This is a genomic window from Streptomyces sp. LUP47B, from assembly GCF_001746295.1.
Lineage (GTDB): Bacteria > Actinomycetota > Actinomycetes > Streptomycetales > Streptomycetaceae > Streptomyces.
Genome location: NZ_MJAH01000018.1, coordinates 65267 through 85065, shown reverse-complemented (window position 1 = coordinate 85065; position 19799 = coordinate 65267). Strand labels below are relative to the sequence as shown.

Here is a 19799-nt window from a genome sequence, read left to right as displayed (position 1 = left end):
GGATTCCTGGCTCAGGCTGCCTCCTGGAGCTGCGCTCCAGGAGGTCTTGCGCCATCAGCACCAGCCGGGTTGAGACCAGCCCGGACGAGCATCACGCGGGCGGAGTTCTTGTCCCGTGGGGACACGGCTCCGCACGCGGTGCAGGTGTAGGTGCGCTCACCCAGCGGCAGGCGATGCTTGGCTCTCGCATCACAATGCGCGCAGTCCATCGTGGTGTGCGCGGGATGGACCAGGCGGATGTCCCGCCCGTGCTTGCGACCCATCTCGATCAGAGCGGCCTTGGTGGCGCCGATGGCGGCGTCCGCGGCCTTGCGGGCCATCGTCGTCTTGGCCAGGAACTTCGGACGGAAGTCCTCGACCGCGATGGCGTCGTGGTCGCGGACCACCTTCTTGGCCCACTTGCGGCCGGTGTCCGCACGCTGCCTGGCGACCTTCTTGTACGCCTTCGCCCGCAGTCTCTTCGCCTCGCGGTAGGCCTTCGATGCCGGTTGTCCCTTCTTCGGCTTGCGGCGGGCCATCATCCGGTCGTACCGCGTCAGCCTGGTCTGAGCCTTCTTGCCGTACTCGGCGTGCGGCAGGTCGTGCGCGTCGGACGTGGTGGTCGCGGTCTCCTTCACGCCCCAGTCGACGCCGACCGTGTGGCCGGTCTGCGGCAGGGGCTGGACCTGGGCGGGTACGACGAACGAGCCGTACCAGTGCCCGAGACTGTCCTGGTACACGCGCACCGAGGACGGCTCAGCCGGCAGTTCCCGCGACCACACCACCGCCACGACGATGCCGCCCGCCAGATGCAGCCGGCCGTCCTTCAACCGGAAACCGCGCCGCGTGTAGTTGAGCGTCGGCAGCGCTTCGTGCTTCTTCATGTACGTGGGCATCCCGGCCCGGCGCGCCATCGGCAGGCGCTCTTGGATGTCCTTGTGCGCCTTGGCGCGGGAACGGCCGAAGTCACGGATGACCTGCTGCTGGACAACCGACGAGCCCGCACGCAGCCACGGCGTACGGGCACGGGCCTCGGTCAGCATCCGGTCGAGCTGAGCCGGGCCGCACGTGGCCTTCTGGCCGGTGGCCTTGTTGTGCAGGTGTACGGCCGTGGACTTGGCAGCACATTCGTTCCACACCCAGCGGCATCGGCCCCACTCCGCCGCCAGGGCGGTGCGGGCTGTGGCCGACACGCGCAGCCGGTAGGTGTATCGGGCATGCCCGGCCTCCGCAGCCGCCTTCGCCTCCGCCATCTCGCCCCCTCATGGCTCCGGCCGGAACCCCGTGCCGTCCCCTACCTTCCGAAGGGCCATACGTACGACAGCCGCACAAACGCACCCCCATCCCGCAACCACCACCCCCACCAGCGATCACAGGCACACGCGTTCGCATCACCTCGGTGATGTCGGCAGCGGTACGGGCGCTCCGCGCCCTGAACCGGATGCAGCGACGCTCCGCGTCGCGCCCCCTCGGATGCAATTCCTCCCCGGCGTGAACGCCGGGGCCTCCTCGCAAGAGGTGAACGTCGCCCGGGCGTCAGCGCGTGCGCCACCTCGAACACATCGGTCTGTACGACGATGAAGGATCGCCCGATGTGCAGAGGGCGGGCCACTGCCTCAACTCGACGGTCGAAGTGTCGGCACCCTGCGGCAGATTCAGGTAGGCGCACACGGCGCCGACCGTGTCCGCGAGAGTCATCAGCACACCGCCGGGGAGCGGCGCGCCGGACGTGCACTGGTCGGAGGACCAGGACAGGGTGCCGCTCGCGCGCTCGACGGTCGCCCCCGTGATGTCGATTCCCAGTCCGTTGGCGAACGGCATGGCGGCCAGGAAGTCGGCGGGGCGGGTTGGGTCCCAGGCCATGACACCACGGTGGCCGGGACCGACTCCGTGGTCGATTGCCCCGAGAGTCATTGACGCCGGTGGCAGATGGACACCGGCGACAGATGCGAGTCCGGGCCTGACCCTCAGTACGACCGGGGCAGCCCCATCACGTGCTGGGACACGTAGTTGAGCACCATCTCCTGGCTCACGGGCGCGAGGCGCAGCAGCCGGGACTCCCGGAAGTAGCGCTCGACGTGGTATTCGCGGGCGTATCCCATGCCGCCCAGCGTCTGCACGGCACGGTCCGCGGCCTGGAAGCCGGCGTCCGCGCACAGGAACTTGGCCATGTTGGCCTCGCGTCCGCAGTCCAGGCCTCGGTCGTAGCGCCAGGCGGCGTTGCGGGCCATGAGCCGGGCCGCGTCGAGGCGGGTCAGGGCCTCGGCCAGCGGGAAGGCGATGCCCTGGTTCTGGCCGATCGGCCGCTCGAAGACGATCCGTTCGCTCGCGTAACGGGTCGCCGCGTCGAGGGCGGCCCGGCCGAGGCCCAGGGCCTCGTGGGCGAGGAGGATCCGTTCGGGGTTGAGGCCGTCAAGGAGATACCTGAATCCCTGCCCTTCCTCGCCGATCCGTGCGCTGACCGGCACCTTCAGACCGTCGATCACGATCTCGTTCGACGCCACGGCGTTGCGGCCCATCTTCGGGATGGGCCGGATGTCCATGGCGTTGCGGTCGACGTCCGCGAGGAACACCGACAGGCCGTGGGTGGGCTTGGCCACCTCATCGCGCGGGGTCGTACGGGCGAGCAGCACCATCTTCTGTGAGTCGCCCGCCTTGGTGATCCACACCTTGCGGCCGTGGACGATGTAGTGGTCGCCTTCGCGGCGCGCGAAGGTGGAGATGCGAGTGGTGTCGGTGCCCGCATCGGGTTCCGTGACGCCGAAGCACACATGCAGTTCGCCCGTGGCCGCGTGCGGCAGTACGGCACGGCGGAGTGCCTCGCTGCCGTGCTTGGCCAGGACGTTGAGGCCGAAGATGGTCAGGTGCATCGTGGAGCAGCCGTTCATGCCGGCGCCCGATGCCGCGACCTCCTCCAGGAGCAGTGAGGCCTCCAGGACGCCGAGTCCGCCGCCCCCGTACTCCTCGGGGACGGCGATGCCGAGCCAGCCGGCCTTGGCGAAGGCGTCGTAGAACTCCCAGGGAAATTCGCCGTGTTCGTCGCGGTCCGCCCAGTAGTCCGGAGCGTAGGTGCGGGCCAGATCGCGGACGGCCGCCTGGATGTCCCGTTGCTGTTCGCCGAGTTCGAAGTCCATCAGTCCCGCTCGCCGTCCGGATGGCACAGCACGAGCACGGACCGGGCCACGAGTTCGCCTCCGCTGCCGAGCCCGTCGACATAGCGCAGGGTCGTGTCGCGTACGGCGCCGGTGTAGCCGGGGTCGACGGCGCGCGGGCCCGGGGGCATGGGCAGTGCCTGGGCGAGCTCGCGGCGCCGGGCGAGCAGCGCGATGATCTGGTCGTCGAGAGCGGCGAGCTCGGCGCAGGCATTGCCGCGCCCGGTCGTCCCGACCACGTGTGTCGTCACTGCGGTCCTCCCTTGGCGATGTGCAGTTGGTCCTTCATGACCTTCCCGGTCCCGTTCAACGGCAGCTCGGTCCGGAACTCAACGGATCTGGGCACCTTGTACCCGGCCATCCGCCCCCGGCTCCAGGTGAGCAGGTCCTCCTGCGATACGGGGGAACGCGTGACGACGAACGCCTTGCCCACCTGGCCGAGGCGCTCGTCCGGCACCCCGATGACAGCGGCCTGCGCGACCGCGGGATGCTCGAGGAGGAAGCCTTCGATCTCGGCCGGGTAGGCGTTGAATCCGCCGACGATGAACATGTCCTTCTTGCGGCCGACGATCCGCAGCCGTCCGTCCGCGTCGAGCGTGCCGAGGTCGCCGGTGTGCAGCCAGCCGTCGGCGTCGACGGCCTCGGCGGTGGCCGCCGGGTCGTCGAGGTAGCCCTGCATGACGCTGTAGCCGCGCACCAGGACCTCGCAGTCCTCGGCGATGCGCACTTCGACGCCGTCGCACGGGGCGCCGACGGTGGTGGCGATGGACTCGAAGGAGTCGCCGGGGCGTGAGGCGGTGACGGTCCCGGCCTCGGTCAGCCCGTACCCGGTCATGATCGACCGGAAGGGCAGCTGCGTACCCACGCGCCGGATGAGCTCCACGGGAATGTCGGCGGCTCCCGTCACGGCGGCCCGCAGCGAGGACAAGTCGTTTCCTTTGCCGACCGCTTCGAGGAGCGAGTGGTAGAGGGTCGGCGGCCCGGGCAGCATCGTGATCTTCTCCCGCTGGACCAGCTCCACCACCCGGTCCATGTCGAAGACCGGCACGGGGAGGATCGTGGCGCCGCGGATCAGCGAGGCGATGATGCCGGCCTTGTAGCCGAACGTGTGGAAGAACGGGTTGACGACCAGATACCGGTCGCCCTCGCGCAGATCGGCGAGGTGGCACCACTCCTCGTACAGGCGCAGCGTCTGCCGGTGCGTCATCAGCACGCCCTTGGGGCGGCCCGTGGTGCCGGAGGTGTAGATGACGTCGGCGATGTCATCGGGACGGGATGCGCGGTCGTACGGCGATCCGCTCGCCAGGAAGTCCGAGCGGAGGTCGATCACCGGGATGCCGTCCGGCGCGGTGAACTCGCGCCCGAGAAAGCCCTGTTGGACAAGAACGAGCTTCGCTCCGCTGCGCCCGATGATGTCGGCGGCCTCCTGCTCCTGCAGCCGGGTGTTGACCGGCACCAGGACGCCGCCCGCGGTGACCGCACCGAGCGCGGCCACGATCCACGCGGCCGAGTTGGGCGCCCAGACGGCCACGCGGTCGCCCTTGCCGATGCCCGCCGAGGCATACGCCCCGGCGGCCCCGCGGATGCGCTCGGCGAGCTCGGTGAAGGTCAGGCGCGTGGAGCCGTCCACGACCGCCTCGGCGTCACCGAAGCGTTCGGCGGCGCTGAGCGCCATCCGCGGGATGGTGCCCCACCTCGCCCATCCCGCCGCGCTCGCGGTGTTCATACGCCGAGCAGGCGGGCCAGGTTGCCGCCCATGACCTTGGCCTTGTCCTCGTCGCTCAGCTTCGCCAGGTGGTCGACGTAGGTCACCGGGTCGGCGAGGCCCTCCGGGTGCGGGTAGTCGGACCCGAACAGGACCCGCTCGATGCCGATGAGGTCGCCGAGCGCGGCCATGTCCTCCTCCCAGAAGGGGCTGATGTGGATGTGGCGCTTGAAGACGTCGACCGGGTTCTCCGGGAACTCGTGCGGCATCTTCTTGTACACGTCGGCCAGGCGGTCGAGCAGCGGTTCGACCCAGGACGCGCCGTTCTCGATGACGGCGACCTTGAGCGCCGGGAAGCGGCTCAGCGCGCCGTGGCAGATCAGGGACGAGACGGCGTCCTCGATCGGCCGCCACTCGTTGATCTGCCGGAAGGCGTTGGGCTTGAAGGGCAGGAACTCCCGTTGGTTGCCCTCCCAGTCGTTGGCATAGTCCGAGTAGCCGCTGTCGGAGGAGTGCAGGGTGACGAGCAGGTCGTGGTGGACCACCCGCTCCCAGAACGGGTCGAACTCCGGCAGGGCGAACGAGCGGGTGATGCCGCCGGGGCCGGGCACGGGCGCGGGACGGACCAGGATGGCCCGGGCACCTCGCTCCACCACCCATTCCAGCTCCTCGATCGCCTTGTCGACGATCGGGAGTGTGATGACCGGGACGGTGAAGATGCGGTCCTCGTAGTTGAAGGACCAGGTCTCGTGCAGCCACTGGTTGAGCGCGTGGATGACCGTGTGGATCAGCTCCGGGTCGTCCTTCATCCGCTCCTCGATCAGGCTCGCGAGGGTCGGGAACATCAGGCTGCGCTGGATGCCGAGTTCGTCCATCAGCTCCAGGCGCGGGCCGGGTTCGCGGAAGGCCGGGATCGCACGCATGGGTTCGCCGAATATCTCGCGGCGGGTCTTGCCGGTGGGGTTGCCGACCTTGAAGTACTCCTCCATGGCACCGGGCCGCGCGACGACCTCGAAGGTGGGGTTGGGGATGTACTCGCTGATCTGACCCCGGACGGCGATCTTCGTCCGGCCGTCGACCTGGACGTACCGGATCGCCCCCGCGTACTGCTCGGGCAGGTGCTTGGTGAGGGCCTCCTCGGTCTCGTAGAGGTGGTTGTCCGCGTCGAAGAGCGGATACGGCAGCTCGCGCGAGGGCATGAGATCCTCCTTCACTGATTACGAGAATGCTATTCTCATCAACCTTCCGCCGCAATGTCCGCGCGCGCCTTCGCCGAGAGTTCGCCGCGGAGCACGAACTTCTTGACCTTGCCGCTCGCCGTGCGCGGGAACTCCTCGACGGCGTGCAGTTCCTCGGGCCACTTCTGCCGTGCCAGACCGGCACGTTGGAGGTGAGCGCGCACCTCGTCGAGTGAAGGGGGCGCATGGCCGGGGCGCAGGCGCACGAACGCGGCGGCGTGCTCGCCCAGGCGTGCGTCGGGCGCGGCGACGACGGCGGTTTCGGCGACGGCCGCGAGGCCGAGGAGCACTTCCTCGACCTCGACGGCGCTGATGTTCTCGCCACCGCGGATGATGACATCCGCCTTGCGGTCGACGATGGTGAGGTAGCCGTCGTCGTCGATCACGCCGATGTCGCCGGTGCGGTACCAGCCCTCCGCGTCGAACACGGCCGCCGTCAGGTCCGGGTCGGTGTACCCGAGGCAGAGGTCGGGGCCGCGGGTGAGGATCTCCCCGTCGTCGGCCAGGCGCACCTCCACACCCGGCATCGGATCGCCGTCCGTGTGCAGACGCTTGGCGGCCGGCGCGCTGACCCGGGTGGCGGTGGCCGAGGGGTGTTCGGTGGATCCGTACGAGCGGAACACCGTGATGCCGAGGGCCTCCAGGCGCGTGGTGAGGGGTGAGGGGACCGCGGCGCCGCCAAGGCCCGCGTAAGGCAGGCGGGCGGCGTCGGCGGCGGTGAAGTCCGGGTGGTCGAGCAGGCTCGACATGTAGTACGCGGCTCCCCCGCCGACCGCGAGTCCTTCCTCGCGGATCAGGCGCAGCGCCTGCCCCGGGTCCCAGACGTCGGTCATGTTGACCGGCATTCCGTCGAGCACCTGGATGAGCAGCGCGTTGATCATGCCGATGAAGTGCCCGAGGGGTGCGGCGGTCAGCTGGTCGCCGCGGTCGGCCGGATACAGGTCGGCCAGCTGTCGCGTCTCGAAGCCGAGCGTGCGGTGGCTGTGGACAACCCCCTTGGGATCACGGGTGGTTCCCGAGGTGAAGGCGATCAGTGCGGGCGCGTCCGGGTCCACGGGGGCGGTGCCCGTCAGGGGTTCGCCGGACAGCAGGTCGTCGAAGTCACGCCCCACCACACCCACGACGGGCACGTCCGTGCAGACCTCCGGGTCGAAGCTCAGATGGCGGAACTTCTCGGCGGTCACGAAGACCTTGGGGCGGGTGGCGTCGAGGATGTAGCTCAGTTCCTTGCGCCCGTAGAAGTGGACGACGGGGACCACGACGGCACCCAGGAACGCGGAGGCCCAGAAAACGGCCGCGGTCTCCATCCAGTTCGGTAGCTGCAGCACGATCCGGTCGCCGGGGAGGACTCCCCGAGCGCGCAGCCCCGCCGCCAACCTCCGCGCGACACGCTCGACTTCGGCGAACGTGCCCTCGTACGGCCGGACTTGCGAATGCACGCGGAAGGCGACGTCGGGAGCGAAGGCGAGCCCTCGACTCAGGAGGTCGCCGATGGTGTCGCGGGTCCACCAGCCCTCCGCCTCGTAGCGGGCGACCAGCTCCGGCGGGATCTCACGGAAGGTGTACGACAGCTCTGACGGCACCGTGGCAGGCATGGCGAACGCTCCCCTGACGACTTGGCGGCCGGATCTCGGGCCGGGTCACGATGGGCGGGCGGTGCGGGAGTGCGGGCAGGGCGCCGCCCGCGTGGCCCAGGCGGTCGGATCTTCCCCTGGACCGGTCCGCCCCGGCGCCGGATATGCTATTTCCGCTTACTGAGAATGCCAATATCCTCGACGCCACAGGTACGGAGGTTCCGCATGGTCGAGCTGGACGGCGCGGTCGCGACGGTCGAGCTGGAGCTGTACGGCGCGGTCGCGGTCGTCACCATCAACCGCCCGCACGCCCGCAACGCCATCTCCCTGGACACCATGGGCGAGTTGGAGAAGACCCTGGATGCAGCACAAGGGGCGCGGGCGCTGGTCATCACGGGGGCGGGAGACCGCGCGTTCGTCTCCGGCGGCGACCTCAAGGAGCTCGCGGCCCTGCGCACTCATGAGGAGGCCGCCGAGATGGCCCGGCGGATGCGCGACGTCTGCGATCGGATCGCGGACTTCCCCGCACCGGTGATCGCCGCGCTCAACGGGCACGCCCTCGGCGGCGGCGCCGAGATCGCGGTGGCGGCCGACATCCGGGTGGCCGCGGAGGGCATACGGATCGGGTTCAACCAGGTCAGCCTGGAGATCATGCCGGCGTGGGGCGGCGCGGAACGGCTGGCGACGCTCGTCGGGCCGGGACGAGCGCTGCTGCTGGCCGGGACGGGGCGGATCCTGGATGTGGGCGAGGCCGAGCGGCTGGGGCTCGTCGACTTGGTGCTACCGCGAGCCGAATTCGCCGACAGCTGGCGTCAGTTGGCGGCCTCGCTGGCCAACCGTCCCGCGGCGAGCATCAAGCGCGTGGTCCGCGGAGTCTCCGCCCAGGAGGCCGTGGACGCGTTCGCCGAGCTGTGGGTGGCGGACGAGCACTGGGAGGCCGCGGAACAGGTGCTGCGCCGCCGCCCCTGAGCGCGGCACGCCATCGCCCTGGCCGGGGACCATGCGCGGGGGCAGGGCGACGCGGCAGGGTCAGCCCTGGCGCGGCGGCATCTCGAACCCCGCGAGCAGCACGCCGTTGCAGTCGGCCGCGGCCAGCCGCAGCACTTTCGCCTCGGCATACGCGGCGGACTCGTACCAGGCCTGGGCAGCCTCCACGGAAGGGAACTCCAGGAGAACGGTGCGCCCTTCGTGCCACTGGCCCTCCAGGACCTGCGGGCTCGCGTCGACCGCGAGGACGCGTGCGCCCGCCTCGGCCATGGACGGCGCAGCCGCGCGGCCGTAGGCCTCCATGCCGGCCTGGTCCTTGATGGCCTCAGTGACGATGACATAGCCCTTGGGCATACGGACCTCTCTTGGTACGGGGGAAGGTAAGGGAATTACAGGCGGACCGTCAGGTCACCGTGATGGCGCGCTCGGGGCAGGACCCGGCCGCCATCTTCACGCCCGCCTCCGTCCCGGCCGGCAGCTCGCCCTCACGCGCCTCGGCATAGCCGTCATCGGTGAGGGTGAACACCTCCGGGCAGGCGAGCTCACAGATGCCGTGGCCCCGGCAGCGCTCGTCGTCGACGCTCGCCTTCACGCGGCCTCCTGCGGGGGCGCGAGCGTGAACTCCAGGAACAGCCTGGTCAGTCCGCGCAACATGAAGGTCGGTACGTAGTGGAAGCGGCGCGCGCCCTCGGGGCCGTGATGGTTCTCGGAGAGCCGGATGTCGGTGGTGCGGTCGAGGAGCCGTTCGATGGCCACCCGGGCTTCCGCGCGGGCCAGCGGTGCTCCCGGGCAGGTGTGCGGTCCGCGCCCGAAGGCGATGTGGCGGCGGACTCCGGGGCGCGCGGGATCGAACGCAGCGGGGTCGTCGAACTGGCGTGGGTCGCGGTTCGCCGCGCTGTTGAGGAGCATCACCGTGGTGCCCGCGGGCAGACCGACGCCGCCGACCGTGACGGGTACGCGGGTGAGCCGGAAGTCGCCCTTCACCGGGCTCTCGGTGCGCAGCACCTCCTCGACGAAGAGCGGCACCCGGTCACGGTGCTCTCTCAACTCGGCCTGCAGCTCTGGCTGTTCGGCGATGAGCTTGAGTGCGGAGCCGAGCAGGCGCACCGTGGTCTCCTGACCCGCCGCGAACAGGTTCGCGGCGACCCGCACGACATCCGTGACCTCGGGCAGCCTGCCGTCGGGAAAGGTGGCGGTGGCCAGGCCCGTGAGGACGTCCTCGCGCGGCGCACGGCGCCGGTCCTCGATGTAGCGCGCGACGCGCTCGTACAGATGCCCCAGCGGGTTGCGGTCGAGGGTGTCCTCTCCGGTACTGCCGATACCGCCGCCCGCCGGACCGTGCCGCAGCAGGGCGGCGATCTCCGCCCGGTCGCCTTCCGGTACGCCGAGCAGATCCGCGATGACGAGAAAGGTGAAGGGCCCGGCGAACCCGCTGACGAACTCACCCGGGACTGCAACGCCCTCGCCCTCCAGGAAATCGTCGAGCAGGCCGTCGGCGAGGCGCCACATGGCCTCCTCGTTCTCCTTCAGCCGCTTCGGCGTGATCAGCCGCATGAGGAGCGCCCGGTGGTCGGTGTGCACCGGCGGGTCGAGAGTCGGCAGCTGGTCGCTCATCGGCAGCTCGTCGCGGTGCGCCTCGATGAGCCCGCCGACGTCGTCGCCCTCGAGCGGCACCGGGAATCCGGGGAACGGCCCACTCACCGCGTTGCACGCGGAGAACGCCTCGGTGTCGTTGTAGATCCGTACGGCCTCGTCGTAGCCGGTCACCATGACCACGTCGTGGTGACTCTCGCGCTGCACCGGACAGCGCGCGCGGAGTGCGTCGAAATAGGGGTACGGGTCCGCGACGACGCTCTCGTCGCGGAAGAAGTCCACTGCCTCGAAGTCCGTCTCATCGTCCGTCACTGCCGGCACGGCTCCCTTCATCGGCGTTATCCGGTAGGGAAGTTACCAACACCGGACAGCGGTGAGAAGGGCGTTTTCACACACGGCAATGACAATCCCAGTCTGGTGCGGCCATGGCGGTCCTGGTGCACGCCGCCGACAACGCGAAAGCCCCGCGCGGACGCTGGTGCGTACACGCGGGGCTGATGTGATGCGCCGTGGTGATAACGAGGTCAGTCGGCCGTTCGCTCGGCTGTGCGCGCGGTCGTCGGCTTCTTGGCCGGTGCCTTCTTCACGGCGGTCTTCGTGGTCGTGGCCGTCTTCTTCGCCGGGGCCTTCTTGGCCGCGGGCGCCCGCTTCGCAGGCGCCGTGCTCTTCGCGGTGGCCTTGGCCGGCGCCTTCACCGCGCTGCGGCCCTCGGCCGTGAGCCCGCCGAACAGCAGCTCCCACAGCGCCTCGGCCTCGGCGGCTGTGTCGTCCCCGGCGTGCAGGCCGCCGATGGTCACGGCGAAGGAGCTGAACATGGTCGCCTGCAGCACCGTCCCGGCGACGCGACGGAGGTCCAGGTCCTGACGCACGGCACCGGAGGCGGCCGCCGCCTCGAGCAGTTCGACGAGGAGGGCGTTGATGGGCCCGAAGGCGCGCGCCGCCTCCTTGGGGTGCTCGGTCATCAACTGCTGGGCGAACTCGGCCATGCCGAGTGTCGCCGCCCTGCGCTCCTTGGGGGCCGTGGCGATCGGCCGGCACAGCCGGTAGTAATCGACGGTGAAGCGGTGCAGACGCTCCAGAGGATCGTCGATCTCCTCCAGCGCGTCCCGCAGCCGGACCGTTGTGGAGGAAACCGACTCCTCGAACAGGGCGAGCAACAGCTCGTGCTTACCGGCGAAGTACTGGTAGAAACTCCGCAGGGACTGGCCGGACTTCTTGACCACTTCCTGCACCGTGAAGTCCTTGCCGGACTCCCCGCTCAGCAGCTCGAGGGCCGCGTCGAGAAAGCGCTGCACGCGCTTCTCGGCCCGCACCCGCGCGGGATCGACGGACCGCGCGACGGCCAGCTCACGCCAGCTGGCGGTGGTCTCGGTGGAAAAGGGCTCCGGCGCCGGATCGCTCGTGGTCATGGCCCAAGCCTAGCGCACGGGCGAGATCGCGCCTCTCCCTCACCAGTACACTCGCCCACAGTGTGCAGAAACTAGGTTCTCCCTTATGTCCGGGCTGTCTTCGCGGTGGGGGCCGCGCATCAGTCCCGGTACACCTGCCCGCCTTTCATCACGAACCGGACGTCACCGGTCACCGCGATGTCGGAGAGCGGGTCACCCGCGACAGCCACGATGTCGGCGAGCAGTCCGGGTTCGAGCCGTCCGCGGTCCCCGGCGTCGATGAGATCGGCGGCTACGACCGTGGCCGCCCGTAGCGCCTGGAGCGGCGTCATCCCCCGGTCCACCAGGGCGATCAGCTCCTTCGATCCGCGGCCGTGCGGGATGGCGGGAGCGTCGGTGCCCAGGGCCACGCGCACCCCTCGGGCGATGGCACGCGAGGTGGTGGCGCGGGCGAGCGGAAAGACCTCGGCGGCCTTGGCCTGCAGTTCGGGAGCGGCGTGCGTCAGATCCATGGCCTCGGTCAGGCAGGTGGTGGCGACGAGGAACGTGCCCCGTGCCGCCATCAGGTCCAAGGTCTCGTCGCTCGCGAGGAAGCCGTGCTCGATGCAGTCGATGCCCGCGTCCAGGGCGGCGCGGATGGCCCGGTCACCCATGCAGTGGGCGGCGACCTTGACGCCAGCGCGGTGGGCCTCGTCCACGATGGCGCGCAGTTCCTCGTCGGAGTACTGCTGGGCGCCGGCCGGTCCGGTGTGCGACATCACGCCGTTGGAAGCGCAGACCTTGATGACGCGGGCGCCGTACTTGAGCTGGTAGCGGACGGCCTTGCGGACCTCGTCGACGCCGTTGGCGATTCCCTCCTCGACGGTGAGCGGCATGACGTGCGGGGCCAGGGCCTGGAACATGGTGGGGTCGAGGTGGCCGCCGGTGGGCGTGATCGCATGCCCGGCAGGCACGATCCGCGGGCCCTCCACCCACCCCAGGTCGATGGCCTTCTTCAGGGCCACGTCGAGGAGGATGCCGCCGGTCTGCACGAACAGTCCGAGGTTGCGGACGGTGGTGAAACCGGAGCGCAGGGTCCGGCGGGCGTTGGCCGCGGCGCGCAGGGTCCGCACGGCCGGGTCCTCCTGGACCGGGATGAGCGGGCTGCGGTGGTCGGCCCCGCCCAGGACCAGGTCCACCTCCATGTCCATCAGACCTGGCAGCAAGGTCACATCGCCGAGGTCGCGTACGACCGTGTTCTCCGGCAGGGAGTCGGCGCCGATCGCGGTGATCCGTTCACCCTCGACGAGGACCGAGCCCTCGGTGACGTACTCCCCCTTCTCGATGTCGAGCAGCCGGGCTGCGCGCAGGAGCACGGGAGGCGACGGCGTGCGGGGCCGGTCCATGCCTACACCGCCGGTTCGAGGACGGCGTCGATACTGGAGGCGCCCGAGTCGGGAACCCTCGGCTGGCGCCAGGCCTCCACGGGGAAGGCGACGGTCACCAGCGCGCAGAACGCCCACAGCAGGTGCTTGTCCTGTTCGGAGAGATTCTCCGGCTCGGTCATGTCGACCTGCTCCAGGTAGGCCGTGCCGTCCCGCAGGAGCGGGAACGCCACGCTGTAGAAGGCGTCGAGCTCCTCCATGGTGGAGGCGATGCGCTTGGCGTAACGGGCGCGCTCGGTCGGGATCGCCCAGTCGGCGAAGGGCTCGAGCGCGGCGAATTCGGGCGGGAAGGTCTGCGCCATGATCGGTGTCTCCCGGGGGGTCGTCGGCTGCTGTCAGGACGCGTCGGCCGTGCTCGCCTCGTGATCGTTCACGTACCGCATCGCCGTGTGGTGCAGATGCCGTAGGAGTACTTCCTGGTCGTTGAGCGGGAAGTCGAGGGCCGCCCGGGACTGCAGCATCGTCTGGGTCGCTTCGAGGGTGTTGCCGTCCTGCAGCCCGTACTCCTTGAAGGAGACGACGGCCAGCTCCTGCTGCAGCCGCTCGAAAGCGTTCTTCGGCGGTACGAAGTAGGCGGTGCCCTCGAAGATGTGCGTGTTGTACGAGGTCGGCCAGTAGTGGTACGTGAGAACCCAGTTGGGACGCCAGATCAGCAGCATGAAGTTGGGGAAGAAGACGAAGGAGTCCATGCCCCAGCGCTTGTCGCGGGTCGGGTTGACCGCGGGCGGCAGGTCCTCGGTGGCCACGCCGATGTCCGGTGCGTCCCAGGGCCCGAACAGACCGCTGTGCAGCGCCGCTTCGATGGGCTTGACCATCTTGCGGTCCAGCGGCGGCGCGATGCCTCCCCAGGAGGAGACCATGCTGTGCGGGCCGTCGATGTCGTACGCGAGTGCCTCGTACCCGTACTTCTGGATCTTGGCGCGTTCCTCGGCCATGTACTGGCCGCCGTGCAGGATCGGCGCGTGATAGAACTCGGCGAACGCGTCGATGAACAGTTTCCAGTTGGAGCCGATCTCGGCGCGGTACTTGTGCACCTGGGTCAGCCTGTCGAACGGGTAGCCCTCGATGCCGGATCCGAACTTACCGAGAAAGTCCCGCAGTTCGGTGGTGTTCTCCGGGTCGAGGTTGACGAAGACGAAACCCTCCCACACCTCGCACTGGACGCCGACGAGTCCGTAGTCGCCCTTGTCGAGGTCGAAGAACTCGCCTTCCTGCTGCACGAAGGCCAGCTTGCCGTCGAGGCCGTAGCGCCAGGCGTGGTACTTGCAGGTGAACTGACGGCAGGTGCCGCTGGTCTCCTCGCGCGGGAAGTCGTTCCACACCAGCTTGTTGCCGCGGTGGCGGCAGACGTTGTGGAACGCGCGGATCTCCTCGTCCGTGCCGCGCACGATGATGACCGAGGCGCCGGCGGCGTCCAGCTCCTTGGTGAAGTAGCTGCCCTTCTTCGGCAGCTGCTCGACCCGGCCGACGTTCAGCCAGGTCTTCTTGAAGATCGCCTCACGCTCCTGCTCGTAGAACTCCGGCGAGATCGAGTCCTCGAACGAGAGCGGCTCGGTGCCGATCTTGAAGTGCTCGGTCCAGCTGCCCGCCTCGGGCTTGGGGAAGTGCGGCATGGGGTTCCGTCCTCACGCTCGTCGTTCCGACAGGCCGACGATAACAGAGCTACCGCCTGAAGAGAATGTCGTTCTCATTTTCCGCGATCACCTCTGGTCTGTCACTCGCAGCCGGGCCCGGAGACCACACCGGTCCGCGCCCACGCAGTCAACTCCGTCTGCCGGTAGCCCACTTCGGTCAGGACGTCCCGGGTGTGGGCGCCCACCTGCGCTCCCGCCCACCGGATCCGGCCCGGCGTGCGGGTCAGGCGCGGCACCACGCCGGCCATGGCGACCTCGCGGCCGAGGTCGGTGTCGTGGACGCGCTGGATCATCTGCCGAGCCAGGTACTGGGGGTCGGTGACCATGTCCGGAGCCCGGTAGACCAAGCCGTGCGGCACGGCGGCCGCGGTGAGCAGCTCGTCCAGGTCACCATGGTCGAGGGTGCCGGTCCACGCGCCGATCAGCTCGTCGAGCTCGGCCATGTGCGCGCCGCGCGCCACGTGCGTGGAGTAGCGCTCGTCGTCAGCAAGTTCAGGCCGTTCCATGGCCTTCGCCAGACGTACGAAGATGGGGTCGGCGTTGGCCGCCACGATCATCAGACGGCCGTCGGCCGTGGGGTAGGCGTTGGACGGGGCCGAGCCCGGGAGGGTGCCGCCCGAGCGGGTACGGACCTGGCCGGAGAGTTCGTAGTCGGCGATCAGGGATTCCGACAGCGCGAACACCGCCTCGTACAGGGCGACATCGACCACCTGGCCCCGGCCGTCGCGTTCGGCCTGCCGCAGCGCGGCAAGGGTGCCGAACGCAGCGAACATTCCGGAGAGCTGGTCGCCCATCGACAGCGCGGCGCGGGCCGGCGGGCGGTCGGGCGATCCGGTCAGTTCGCGCAGTCCGCCCATCGCCTCGCCGATACTTCCGAAGCCGGGATCGCCCGCGCGCGGCCCCGTCTGGCCGAATCCGGAGACCCGGGTCATGACCAGGGCGGGCCGCTCCCGGCTCAACTCCTCGTATCCCAGACCCCATTCCTCCATCCGGCCGGGCGTGAAGTTCTCCAGGACCACATCGCAGGTGAGAGCGACACGGCGGGCCGCCTCCCGGCCCTCCGGACGCCTCAGGTCGAGGGCGACCAGACGCTTGTTGCGCGCGAGCGCCGACCACCAGATGCTGCGGCCCTCCAGCAGGACTCCCCAGCGGCGCATCGGGTCACCGGCACCGGGGGCCTCGATCTTGATGACCTCGGCCCCGAGGTCCGCGAGGAGCTGCCCCGCGAAGGGTCCTGCGACGAAGCTGCCGAGTTCGAGAACACGCACGCCGGTGAGAGGTCCGTCCGTCACGGGCGGGGGGTGCCCGCCGTCTGTCGCGGACGTGGTACCCAGGCCCTCTGTCACCTGCGCGGCGCCCCGGTCGCCTGCTGCGGATGTCGTCATGGGCATTCCTCCGCGCTGTCGTGGAGAGCTTCCTGGTGGGCCCGTGCGGTGTACGGATAGATCCGGGTGAAGTCGGCGCCCGGCTCGGCGGTCGCGAAGTCGTCCCACACCCGGCCGGTGACCGGGCCGATCCGCCCGGCACCCCCGCCGCCCTGACCGGTGACGGCCTCCAGGTAGAGCGCCACGTCCTTCGCCATCAGCGTGTTGGCGAACCCGGAGGCATATCCCCCGGTCAGCACGTGGTGCGGGAATTTGTCGGCGGTGGCCGCCGACCGACCGCTCGACGTGTTGAGGACCTCGAGGACCGTGGCCATGTCGAGTCCGACCGAGCAGGCGAAGGCGACGGCCTCGCTGGTCGCACACAGGGCGGTCGCGGAGAGGAAGTTGTTCGCGAGCTTCAGCGCCTGCGCCAGCCCCGGGCGGTCCCCCACCCGTCGGCGCCGGTCGCTCAGACCGTCCAGGACCGGCTCGACGCGGGCGCACGCCTCGTCGCCGCCCGCGTACATGACCATGAGGGTGCGGGCGCGGGCCCCCGCTACGCCGCCCGAGACCGGTGCGTCCACATAGCCGACACCGGCCTCGGCGAGCAGGTCGGCGACGCTGCGGGCGGCCGCGACACCGATGGTGGACGTGTCGACGACGTGGGTGGCGCGCCGCCCGGCGGCCGTCGCGATCTCACGAGCGACCTTCTCGCAGGCCGCCCCGTCGGGGAGGCTGAGCACCATCACGTCGCAGCGGCGGGCCACCTCCTCGACACCGGACGTCATCGCCGCGCCGGACGGCAGTCCGCCGGCTCCGGCGGTGTCGTACGCCACGACGCCGTGACCCCGTTGCACCAGGTTGGCGGCGAGGGCGCCGCCCATGTTGCCCAGCCCGATGAACCCGACCGTGCTCATACCCCGGGCGCCTCTCGCCCGTCCTGCACGTCCCGTACATCTTTGAGGGCACGCCGTGCGGCCAGTCCTGCGGGCGCCCCACAGTAGCCCGCGATCTGGAAGAGCAGTTCGTCCAGCTCCTCGTCCGTGACACCGGTCCGCTCCCGTACGGAGGCGTGCAGACGGAACTCCTCCATGCGCCCCGTCGCAGCCGTCATGGCGAGCACCAGCAGGCTGCGGTCGCGCGGGCTCAGCGCACCGCCTCTGGCCCATGCGCCCCAGGCGACGGTGGTGATGTAGTCCTGGAAATCCGCGGCGACGGTGCCCGCGGGGGCCGCGTTGGCATCGACGTACGCGTCGCCGAGCATGGCCCGGCGCAACGCTCGGGCGGCCTCCAGAAGCGGGGCCGCCGGTGGCGAAGGAGTGGGCTGGTCAGCCTGTGGCATGAGATCTCCCGGGTCGGTGACGGTTCGGTTCATGAACTGCCCAGCGCGAGGCTGACCGTCTTGACCTGCGCGTACTCGTGCAGTGCTTCGAGACCCTTCTCCCGGCCGTAGCCGCTCTGCTTGTAGCCGCCGAAGGGGGTCTCGATGGTCAACGGTCCGCCGTTGACGGTGACTTGGCCCGCCTGGATCCGCTCGGCGAGGCGCAGTCCGCGGGCGGTGTCGCCGCTCCATATGGAGGCGACCAGCCCGTACGCGGTGTCGTCGGCCAGAGCCAGTGCGTGGGCCTCGTCGGTGAACGGCATGGTGACGAGGACCGGTCCGAAGATCTCTTCGCGGGCGAGCGGCAGATCGCGGGGCACGTGGGCGTAGAGGGTCGGCCGGATGTACAGACCGCCGGCGGGCGGCCCGTCCTCGTACGCTCCGCCGCCTGTCAGTGGACGGCAGTCCGCCTCGCGGGCGCGGTCGAAGTGGTCGAGGACCTTGGCGTACTGGGCCTCGGTGATGATCGGGCCGAAGTCCCTTGCCGGTTCGAGGCGTTCGAGCCGTGCGGCGACCTCACGTACGAAGGGGTCGTGTACGGAGGACTCGACGAGCAGCCGCGTCGTGGCCGAACACACTTGTCCGGCGTTCGCGGCGACGGCATTCACGGCGGCGGCAGCCGCGCGCTCCAGGTCGGCGTCGGCGAAGACCACCAGTGGTGACTTGCCGCCGAGTTCGAGGGTGAGCGGGATCAGGCGGTCGGCGGCCACGGTCGCCAGCTGCCGACCGGTGGGCACGGAGCCGGTGAACGCGACGCGGCGCACCTCGGGGTGCAGCGCCAGCGGGGTGCCCACCTCGTGGCCTGTCCCGGTCACCACGTTGAGCAGCCCGTCGGGCAGGCCCGCCTCGCTCGCGATCCGCGCCAGGCACACCGTCGAGGCCGACGTCAGCTCCGACGGTTTGACCACCACGGCGTTGCCCGCCGCGAGGGCCGGGGCGAGCGCGCGGCAGGCCTGGTTGAGCGGCAGGTTCCAGGGAGTGATGACCGCGATGACGCCGTACGGTTCGAGCCGGGTGTACGTGAGGGCGCCCGCGCCCTGATCGATGGTCCGGCCGTGGTGGGCGTGCAGCGCCCCCGCGTAGTAGCGGAAGTACGCCGCCGACATCTCGGTCTCCAGACGCAGTTGAGCGTCCGTCTTGCCCGTACAGGCCCGTTCCAGGGCGGTCAGCTCGCCGGTGTGTGCCGCGATCGCGTCCGCGACGCCGTGCAGGGCCGAGGAGCGGTCGGCTGCGGGCAGGGCGGCCCACGCGCGGTACGCGGCGCGGGCCGCGGCCACGGCGCGGTCCACGTCGTCGGGGCCGCCGGCCGCGACCTCGTCACCCGGCTCGCGGGTGGCCGGCCGGAGTGTCGGCAGGTATCTGCCGCTGGAGGGTCCGCGCGGTTTCCCGTCGATCCAGTGGTCGTGACGGACCGTCGCCCGCGGGGGCGCGGATGCACTCATGTCAGGTGTTCCGCCCGCCGTTGACGCCTATGACCTGACCGGTGACGTACCCCGCCTCCTCGCTCACCAGGTACGCGCAGGCCGCCGCGATGTCCTCGGGCAGACCCGCACGTCGCACCGGGGTGCGGGCCGCGTGGCTCTCGATGGTGTCGCCGAGCAGCCCCTTCTCCTCACTGCGCCGCGACATCGGGGTGTCGATGAAGCCGGGCGGGATGGTGTTGACGGTGATGCCCTCGGGGCCGAGTTCGAGCGCGAGGGCCTTGGTGAAGCCGATGACGCCGGCCTTCGACGCCACGTAGTGGGTCATGAGCGGCTGGCCGCCCTGGGCGCTGGAGGAGGAGATGTTCACGATCCGGCCCCAGCCGGCGTCGAGCATGTCGGGAACCGCAGCCTGGCAGCAGTGGAAGGTGCCGGTGAGGTTGACCGCGAGGATCCGTTCCCACTGCTCGGCGGTGATGTTCAGGAACCGCTTGAAGCCGTCGATCCCGGCCGAGTTGACGAGGATCGCGATCGGGCCGAGCTGTTCGCGGACCTGCGCGTACGCGGCGTCGATGCTTGCACGGACGGCTACGTCCACCCGTACCGCGAGCGCCGTTCCGCCGTCGGCGCGCACCTTGGCCGCAGCCGCTTCGACCGCTTCGGCGTCGAGGTCGAGCAGGGCCACGGCAGCCCCGTCGCGGGCGAGGCGCTGGGCGACGGCCAGGCCGATCCCCGAGGCGGCGCCCGTAACGACCGCCACCTTGTGTCGAGTTGCTGCGTGCACGCGGGCTCCTTGGTGTGTCGTGGGCGTCGACCCTCAGGCGGTACGAACGCTTCCTCGTTGCGAGAATACGATTCTCTGGGGTCGGCAGCAATGACTCCGATCACCCGAAACAACCCAACCGCAGAGTCCAGTGAAGAATCCGATGACCGAGGGGTTCCGCGTCGACAAGCGGCGA

20 protein-coding genes are annotated in these 19799 nt (G+C 70.1%); 1 reads left to right on the top strand and 19 read right to left on the bottom strand.

Translation table 11 applies throughout. The features are described from left to right. Positions 1–11: 11 nt before the first annotated feature. The 7 genes from BFN33_RS40085 to BFN33_RS40055 all read right to left on the bottom strand — a co-directional run bounded on the left by BFN33_RS40085 (position 12) and on the right by BFN33_RS40055 (position 7669). Positions 12–1232, bottom strand: a complete 1221-nt coding sequence (locus tag BFN33_RS40085; protein WP_069765139.1) for an RNA-guided endonuclease TnpB family protein — start codon at positions 1230–1232, stop codon at positions 12–14. 283 nt (positions 1233–1515) lie between these two features. After that, positions 1516–1842, bottom strand: coding sequence for a PaaI family thioesterase (locus BFN33_RS40080; RefSeq protein ID WP_069765138.1), 327 nt, complete (start codon positions 1840–1842; stop codon positions 1516–1518). Between the two features lie 104 nt (positions 1843–1946). Then, positions 1947–3113, bottom strand: a complete 1167-nt coding sequence (locus BFN33_RS40075) for an acyl-CoA dehydrogenase family protein (protein WP_069765137.1) — start codon at positions 3111–3113, stop codon at positions 1947–1949. Continuing rightward, entirely contained in the window at positions 3113–3382 is a 270-nt protein-coding gene (locus BFN33_RS40070) for a chorismate mutase (protein ID WP_069765136.1), read from the bottom strand. The genes BFN33_RS40075 and BFN33_RS40070 overlap by 1 nt, the downstream gene beginning before the upstream one ends. Next, complete coding sequence (locus tag BFN33_RS40065; protein WP_069765135.1) at positions 3379–4857, bottom strand: FadD3 family acyl-CoA ligase; 1479 nt, start codon at positions 4855–4857, stop codon at positions 3379–3381. Before BFN33_RS40065 ends, BFN33_RS40070 begins: the two co-directional genes overlap by 4 nt. Continuing rightward, the gene (locus BFN33_RS40060) at positions 4854–6035 is read right to left on the bottom strand and encodes an amidohydrolase family protein (RefSeq protein ID WP_069765134.1); all 1182 of its coding nucleotides are present in this window, start codon (positions 6033–6035) and stop codon (positions 4854–4856) included. Before BFN33_RS40060 ends, BFN33_RS40065 begins: the two co-directional genes overlap by 4 nt. Positions 6036–6073: 38 nt before the next feature. After that, the gene (locus tag BFN33_RS40055; protein ID WP_069765133.1) at positions 6074–7669 is read right to left on the bottom strand and encodes an AMP-binding protein; all 1596 of its coding nucleotides are present in this window, start codon (positions 7667–7669) and stop codon (positions 6074–6076) included. A gap of 204 nt (positions 7670–7873) precedes the next feature. Between BFN33_RS40055 and BFN33_RS40050 the strand changes: the two genes are divergently transcribed. After that, positions 7874–8617, top strand: a complete 744-nt coding sequence (locus tag BFN33_RS40050) for an enoyl-CoA hydratase/isomerase family protein (protein WP_069765132.1) — start codon at positions 7874–7876, stop codon at positions 8615–8617. A gap of 60 nt (positions 8618–8677) precedes the next feature. On the opposite strand, the gene BFN33_RS40045 is transcribed toward BFN33_RS40050, so the two are convergent. The 12 genes from BFN33_RS40045 to BFN33_RS39990 form a co-directional block, all read right to left on the bottom strand. Then, entirely contained in the window at positions 8678–8989 is a 312-nt protein-coding gene (locus BFN33_RS40045) for a DUF1330 domain-containing protein (RefSeq protein ID WP_069765131.1), read from the bottom strand. Positions 8990–9038: 49 nt separating this feature from the next. Beyond that, the gene (locus tag BFN33_RS40040) at positions 9039–9227 is read right to left on the bottom strand and encodes a ferredoxin (RefSeq protein WP_069765130.1); all 189 of its coding nucleotides are present in this window, start codon (positions 9225–9227) and stop codon (positions 9039–9041) included. Beyond that, positions 9224–10540 carry a cytochrome P450 gene (locus tag BFN33_RS40035; RefSeq protein WP_256123001.1) on the bottom strand — a complete coding sequence of 439 codons (1317 nt, stop codon included), beginning with the start codon at positions 10538–10540 and terminating at the stop codon, positions 9224–9226. The genes BFN33_RS40040 and BFN33_RS40035 overlap by 4 nt, the downstream gene beginning before the upstream one ends. 212 nt (positions 10541–10752) lie before the next feature. Then, on the bottom strand, positions 10753–11637 hold the full coding sequence (locus BFN33_RS40030) for a TetR/AcrR family transcriptional regulator (protein WP_069765128.1): 885 nt from the start codon (positions 11635–11637) through the stop codon (positions 10753–10755). 119 nt (positions 11638–11756) lie between these two features. Further along, positions 11757–13001, bottom strand: coding sequence for an amidohydrolase family protein (locus BFN33_RS40025; RefSeq protein ID WP_069765127.1), 1245 nt, complete (start codon positions 12999–13001; stop codon positions 11757–11759). Between the two features lie 2 nt (positions 13002–13003). Continuing rightward, positions 13004–13342, bottom strand: coding sequence for a hypothetical protein (locus tag BFN33_RS40020; RefSeq protein WP_069765126.1), 339 nt, complete (start codon positions 13340–13342; stop codon positions 13004–13006). 33 nt (positions 13343–13375) lie between these two features. Continuing rightward, positions 13376–14653 (bottom strand): aromatic ring-hydroxylating dioxygenase subunit alpha, encoded by a 1278-nt coding sequence (locus BFN33_RS40015; RefSeq protein ID WP_069765125.1) that lies wholly within the window; start codon positions 14651–14653, stop codon positions 13376–13378. A gap of 101 nt (positions 14654–14754) precedes the next feature. Then, positions 14755–15966 carry a CaiB/BaiF CoA-transferase family protein gene (locus BFN33_RS40010; protein WP_069765222.1) on the bottom strand — a complete coding sequence of 404 codons (1212 nt, stop codon included), beginning with the start codon at positions 15964–15966 and terminating at the stop codon, positions 14755–14757. Positions 15967–16055: 89 nt separating this feature from the next. Then, entirely contained in the window at positions 16056–16955 is a 900-nt protein-coding gene (locus BFN33_RS40005; RefSeq protein WP_069765124.1) for an NAD(P)-dependent oxidoreductase, read from the bottom strand. Continuing rightward, a complete protein-coding gene (locus BFN33_RS40000) occupies positions 16952–17380 on the bottom strand; it encodes a carboxymuconolactone decarboxylase family protein (RefSeq protein ID WP_069765221.1) in 429 nt (142 codons plus the stop codon). The genes BFN33_RS40005 and BFN33_RS40000 overlap by 4 nt, the downstream gene beginning before the upstream one ends. A 29-nt stretch (positions 17381–17409) precedes the next feature. After that, positions 17410–18861 (bottom strand): aldehyde dehydrogenase, encoded by a 1452-nt coding sequence (locus BFN33_RS39995; RefSeq protein WP_069765123.1) that lies wholly within the window; start codon positions 18859–18861, stop codon positions 17410–17412. A 1-nt stretch (position 18862) separates the two neighbouring features. Next, positions 18863–19624: an SDR family NAD(P)-dependent oxidoreductase gene (locus tag BFN33_RS39990; RefSeq protein WP_218109068.1), complete on the bottom strand. Its 762-nt coding sequence runs from the start codon at positions 19622–19624 to the stop codon at positions 18863–18865. Positions 19625–19799: the final 175 nt, after the last annotated feature.

Excerpts from the sequence above, each read along its gene's own strand:
- BFN33_RS40015 (WP_069765125.1), bottom strand. The coding sequence starts at position 14,653 with ATGCCGCACTTCCCCAAGCCCGAGGCGGGCAGCTGGACCGAGCACTTC.
- BFN33_RS40005 (WP_069765124.1), bottom strand. The coding sequence starts at position 16,955 with ATGAGCACGGTCGGGTTCATCGGGCTGGGCAACATGGGCGGCGCCCTC.
- BFN33_RS40050 (WP_069765132.1), top strand. The coding sequence starts at position 7,874 with ATGGTCGAGCTGGACGGCGCGGTCGCGACGGTCGAGCTGGAGCTGTAC.
- BFN33_RS40000 (WP_069765221.1), bottom strand. The coding sequence starts at position 17,380 with ATGCCACAGGCTGACCAGCCCACTCCTTCGCCACCGGCGGCCCCGCTT.
- BFN33_RS40080 (WP_069765138.1), bottom strand. The coding sequence starts at position 1,842 with ATGGCCTGGGACCCAACCCGCCCCGCCGACTTCCTGGCCGCCATGCCG.
- BFN33_RS40065 (WP_069765135.1), bottom strand. The coding sequence starts at position 4,857 with ATGAACACCGCGAGCGCGGCGGGATGGGCGAGGTGGGGCACCATCCCG.
- BFN33_RS40055 (WP_069765133.1), bottom strand. The coding sequence starts at position 7,669 with ATGCCTGCCACGGTGCCGTCAGAGCTGTCGTACACCTTCCGTGAGATC.
- BFN33_RS40060 (WP_069765134.1), bottom strand. The coding sequence starts at position 6,035 with ATGCCCTCGCGCGAGCTGCCGTATCCGCTCTTCGACGCGGACAACCAC.
- BFN33_RS40045 (WP_069765131.1), bottom strand. The coding sequence starts at position 8,989 with ATGCCCAAGGGCTATGTCATCGTCACTGAGGCCATCAAGGACCAGGCC.
- BFN33_RS40085 (WP_069765139.1), bottom strand. The coding sequence starts at position 1,232 with ATGGCGGAGGCGAAGGCGGCTGCGGAGGCCGGGCATGCCCGATACACC.
- BFN33_RS40075 (WP_069765137.1), bottom strand. The coding sequence starts at position 3,113 with ATGGACTTCGAACTCGGCGAACAGCAACGGGACATCCAGGCGGCCGTC.
- BFN33_RS40020 (WP_069765126.1), bottom strand. The coding sequence starts at position 13,342 with ATGGCGCAGACCTTCCCGCCCGAATTCGCCGCGCTCGAGCCCTTCGCC.
- BFN33_RS40030 (WP_069765128.1), bottom strand. The coding sequence starts at position 11,637 with ATGACCACGAGCGATCCGGCGCCGGAGCCCTTTTCCACCGAGACCACC.
- BFN33_RS39995 (WP_069765123.1), bottom strand. The coding sequence starts at position 18,861 with ATGAGTGCATCCGCGCCCCCGCGGGCGACGGTCCGTCACGACCACTGG.
- BFN33_RS40025 (WP_069765127.1), bottom strand. The coding sequence starts at position 13,001 with ATGGACCGGCCCCGCACGCCGTCGCCTCCCGTGCTCCTGCGCGCAGCC.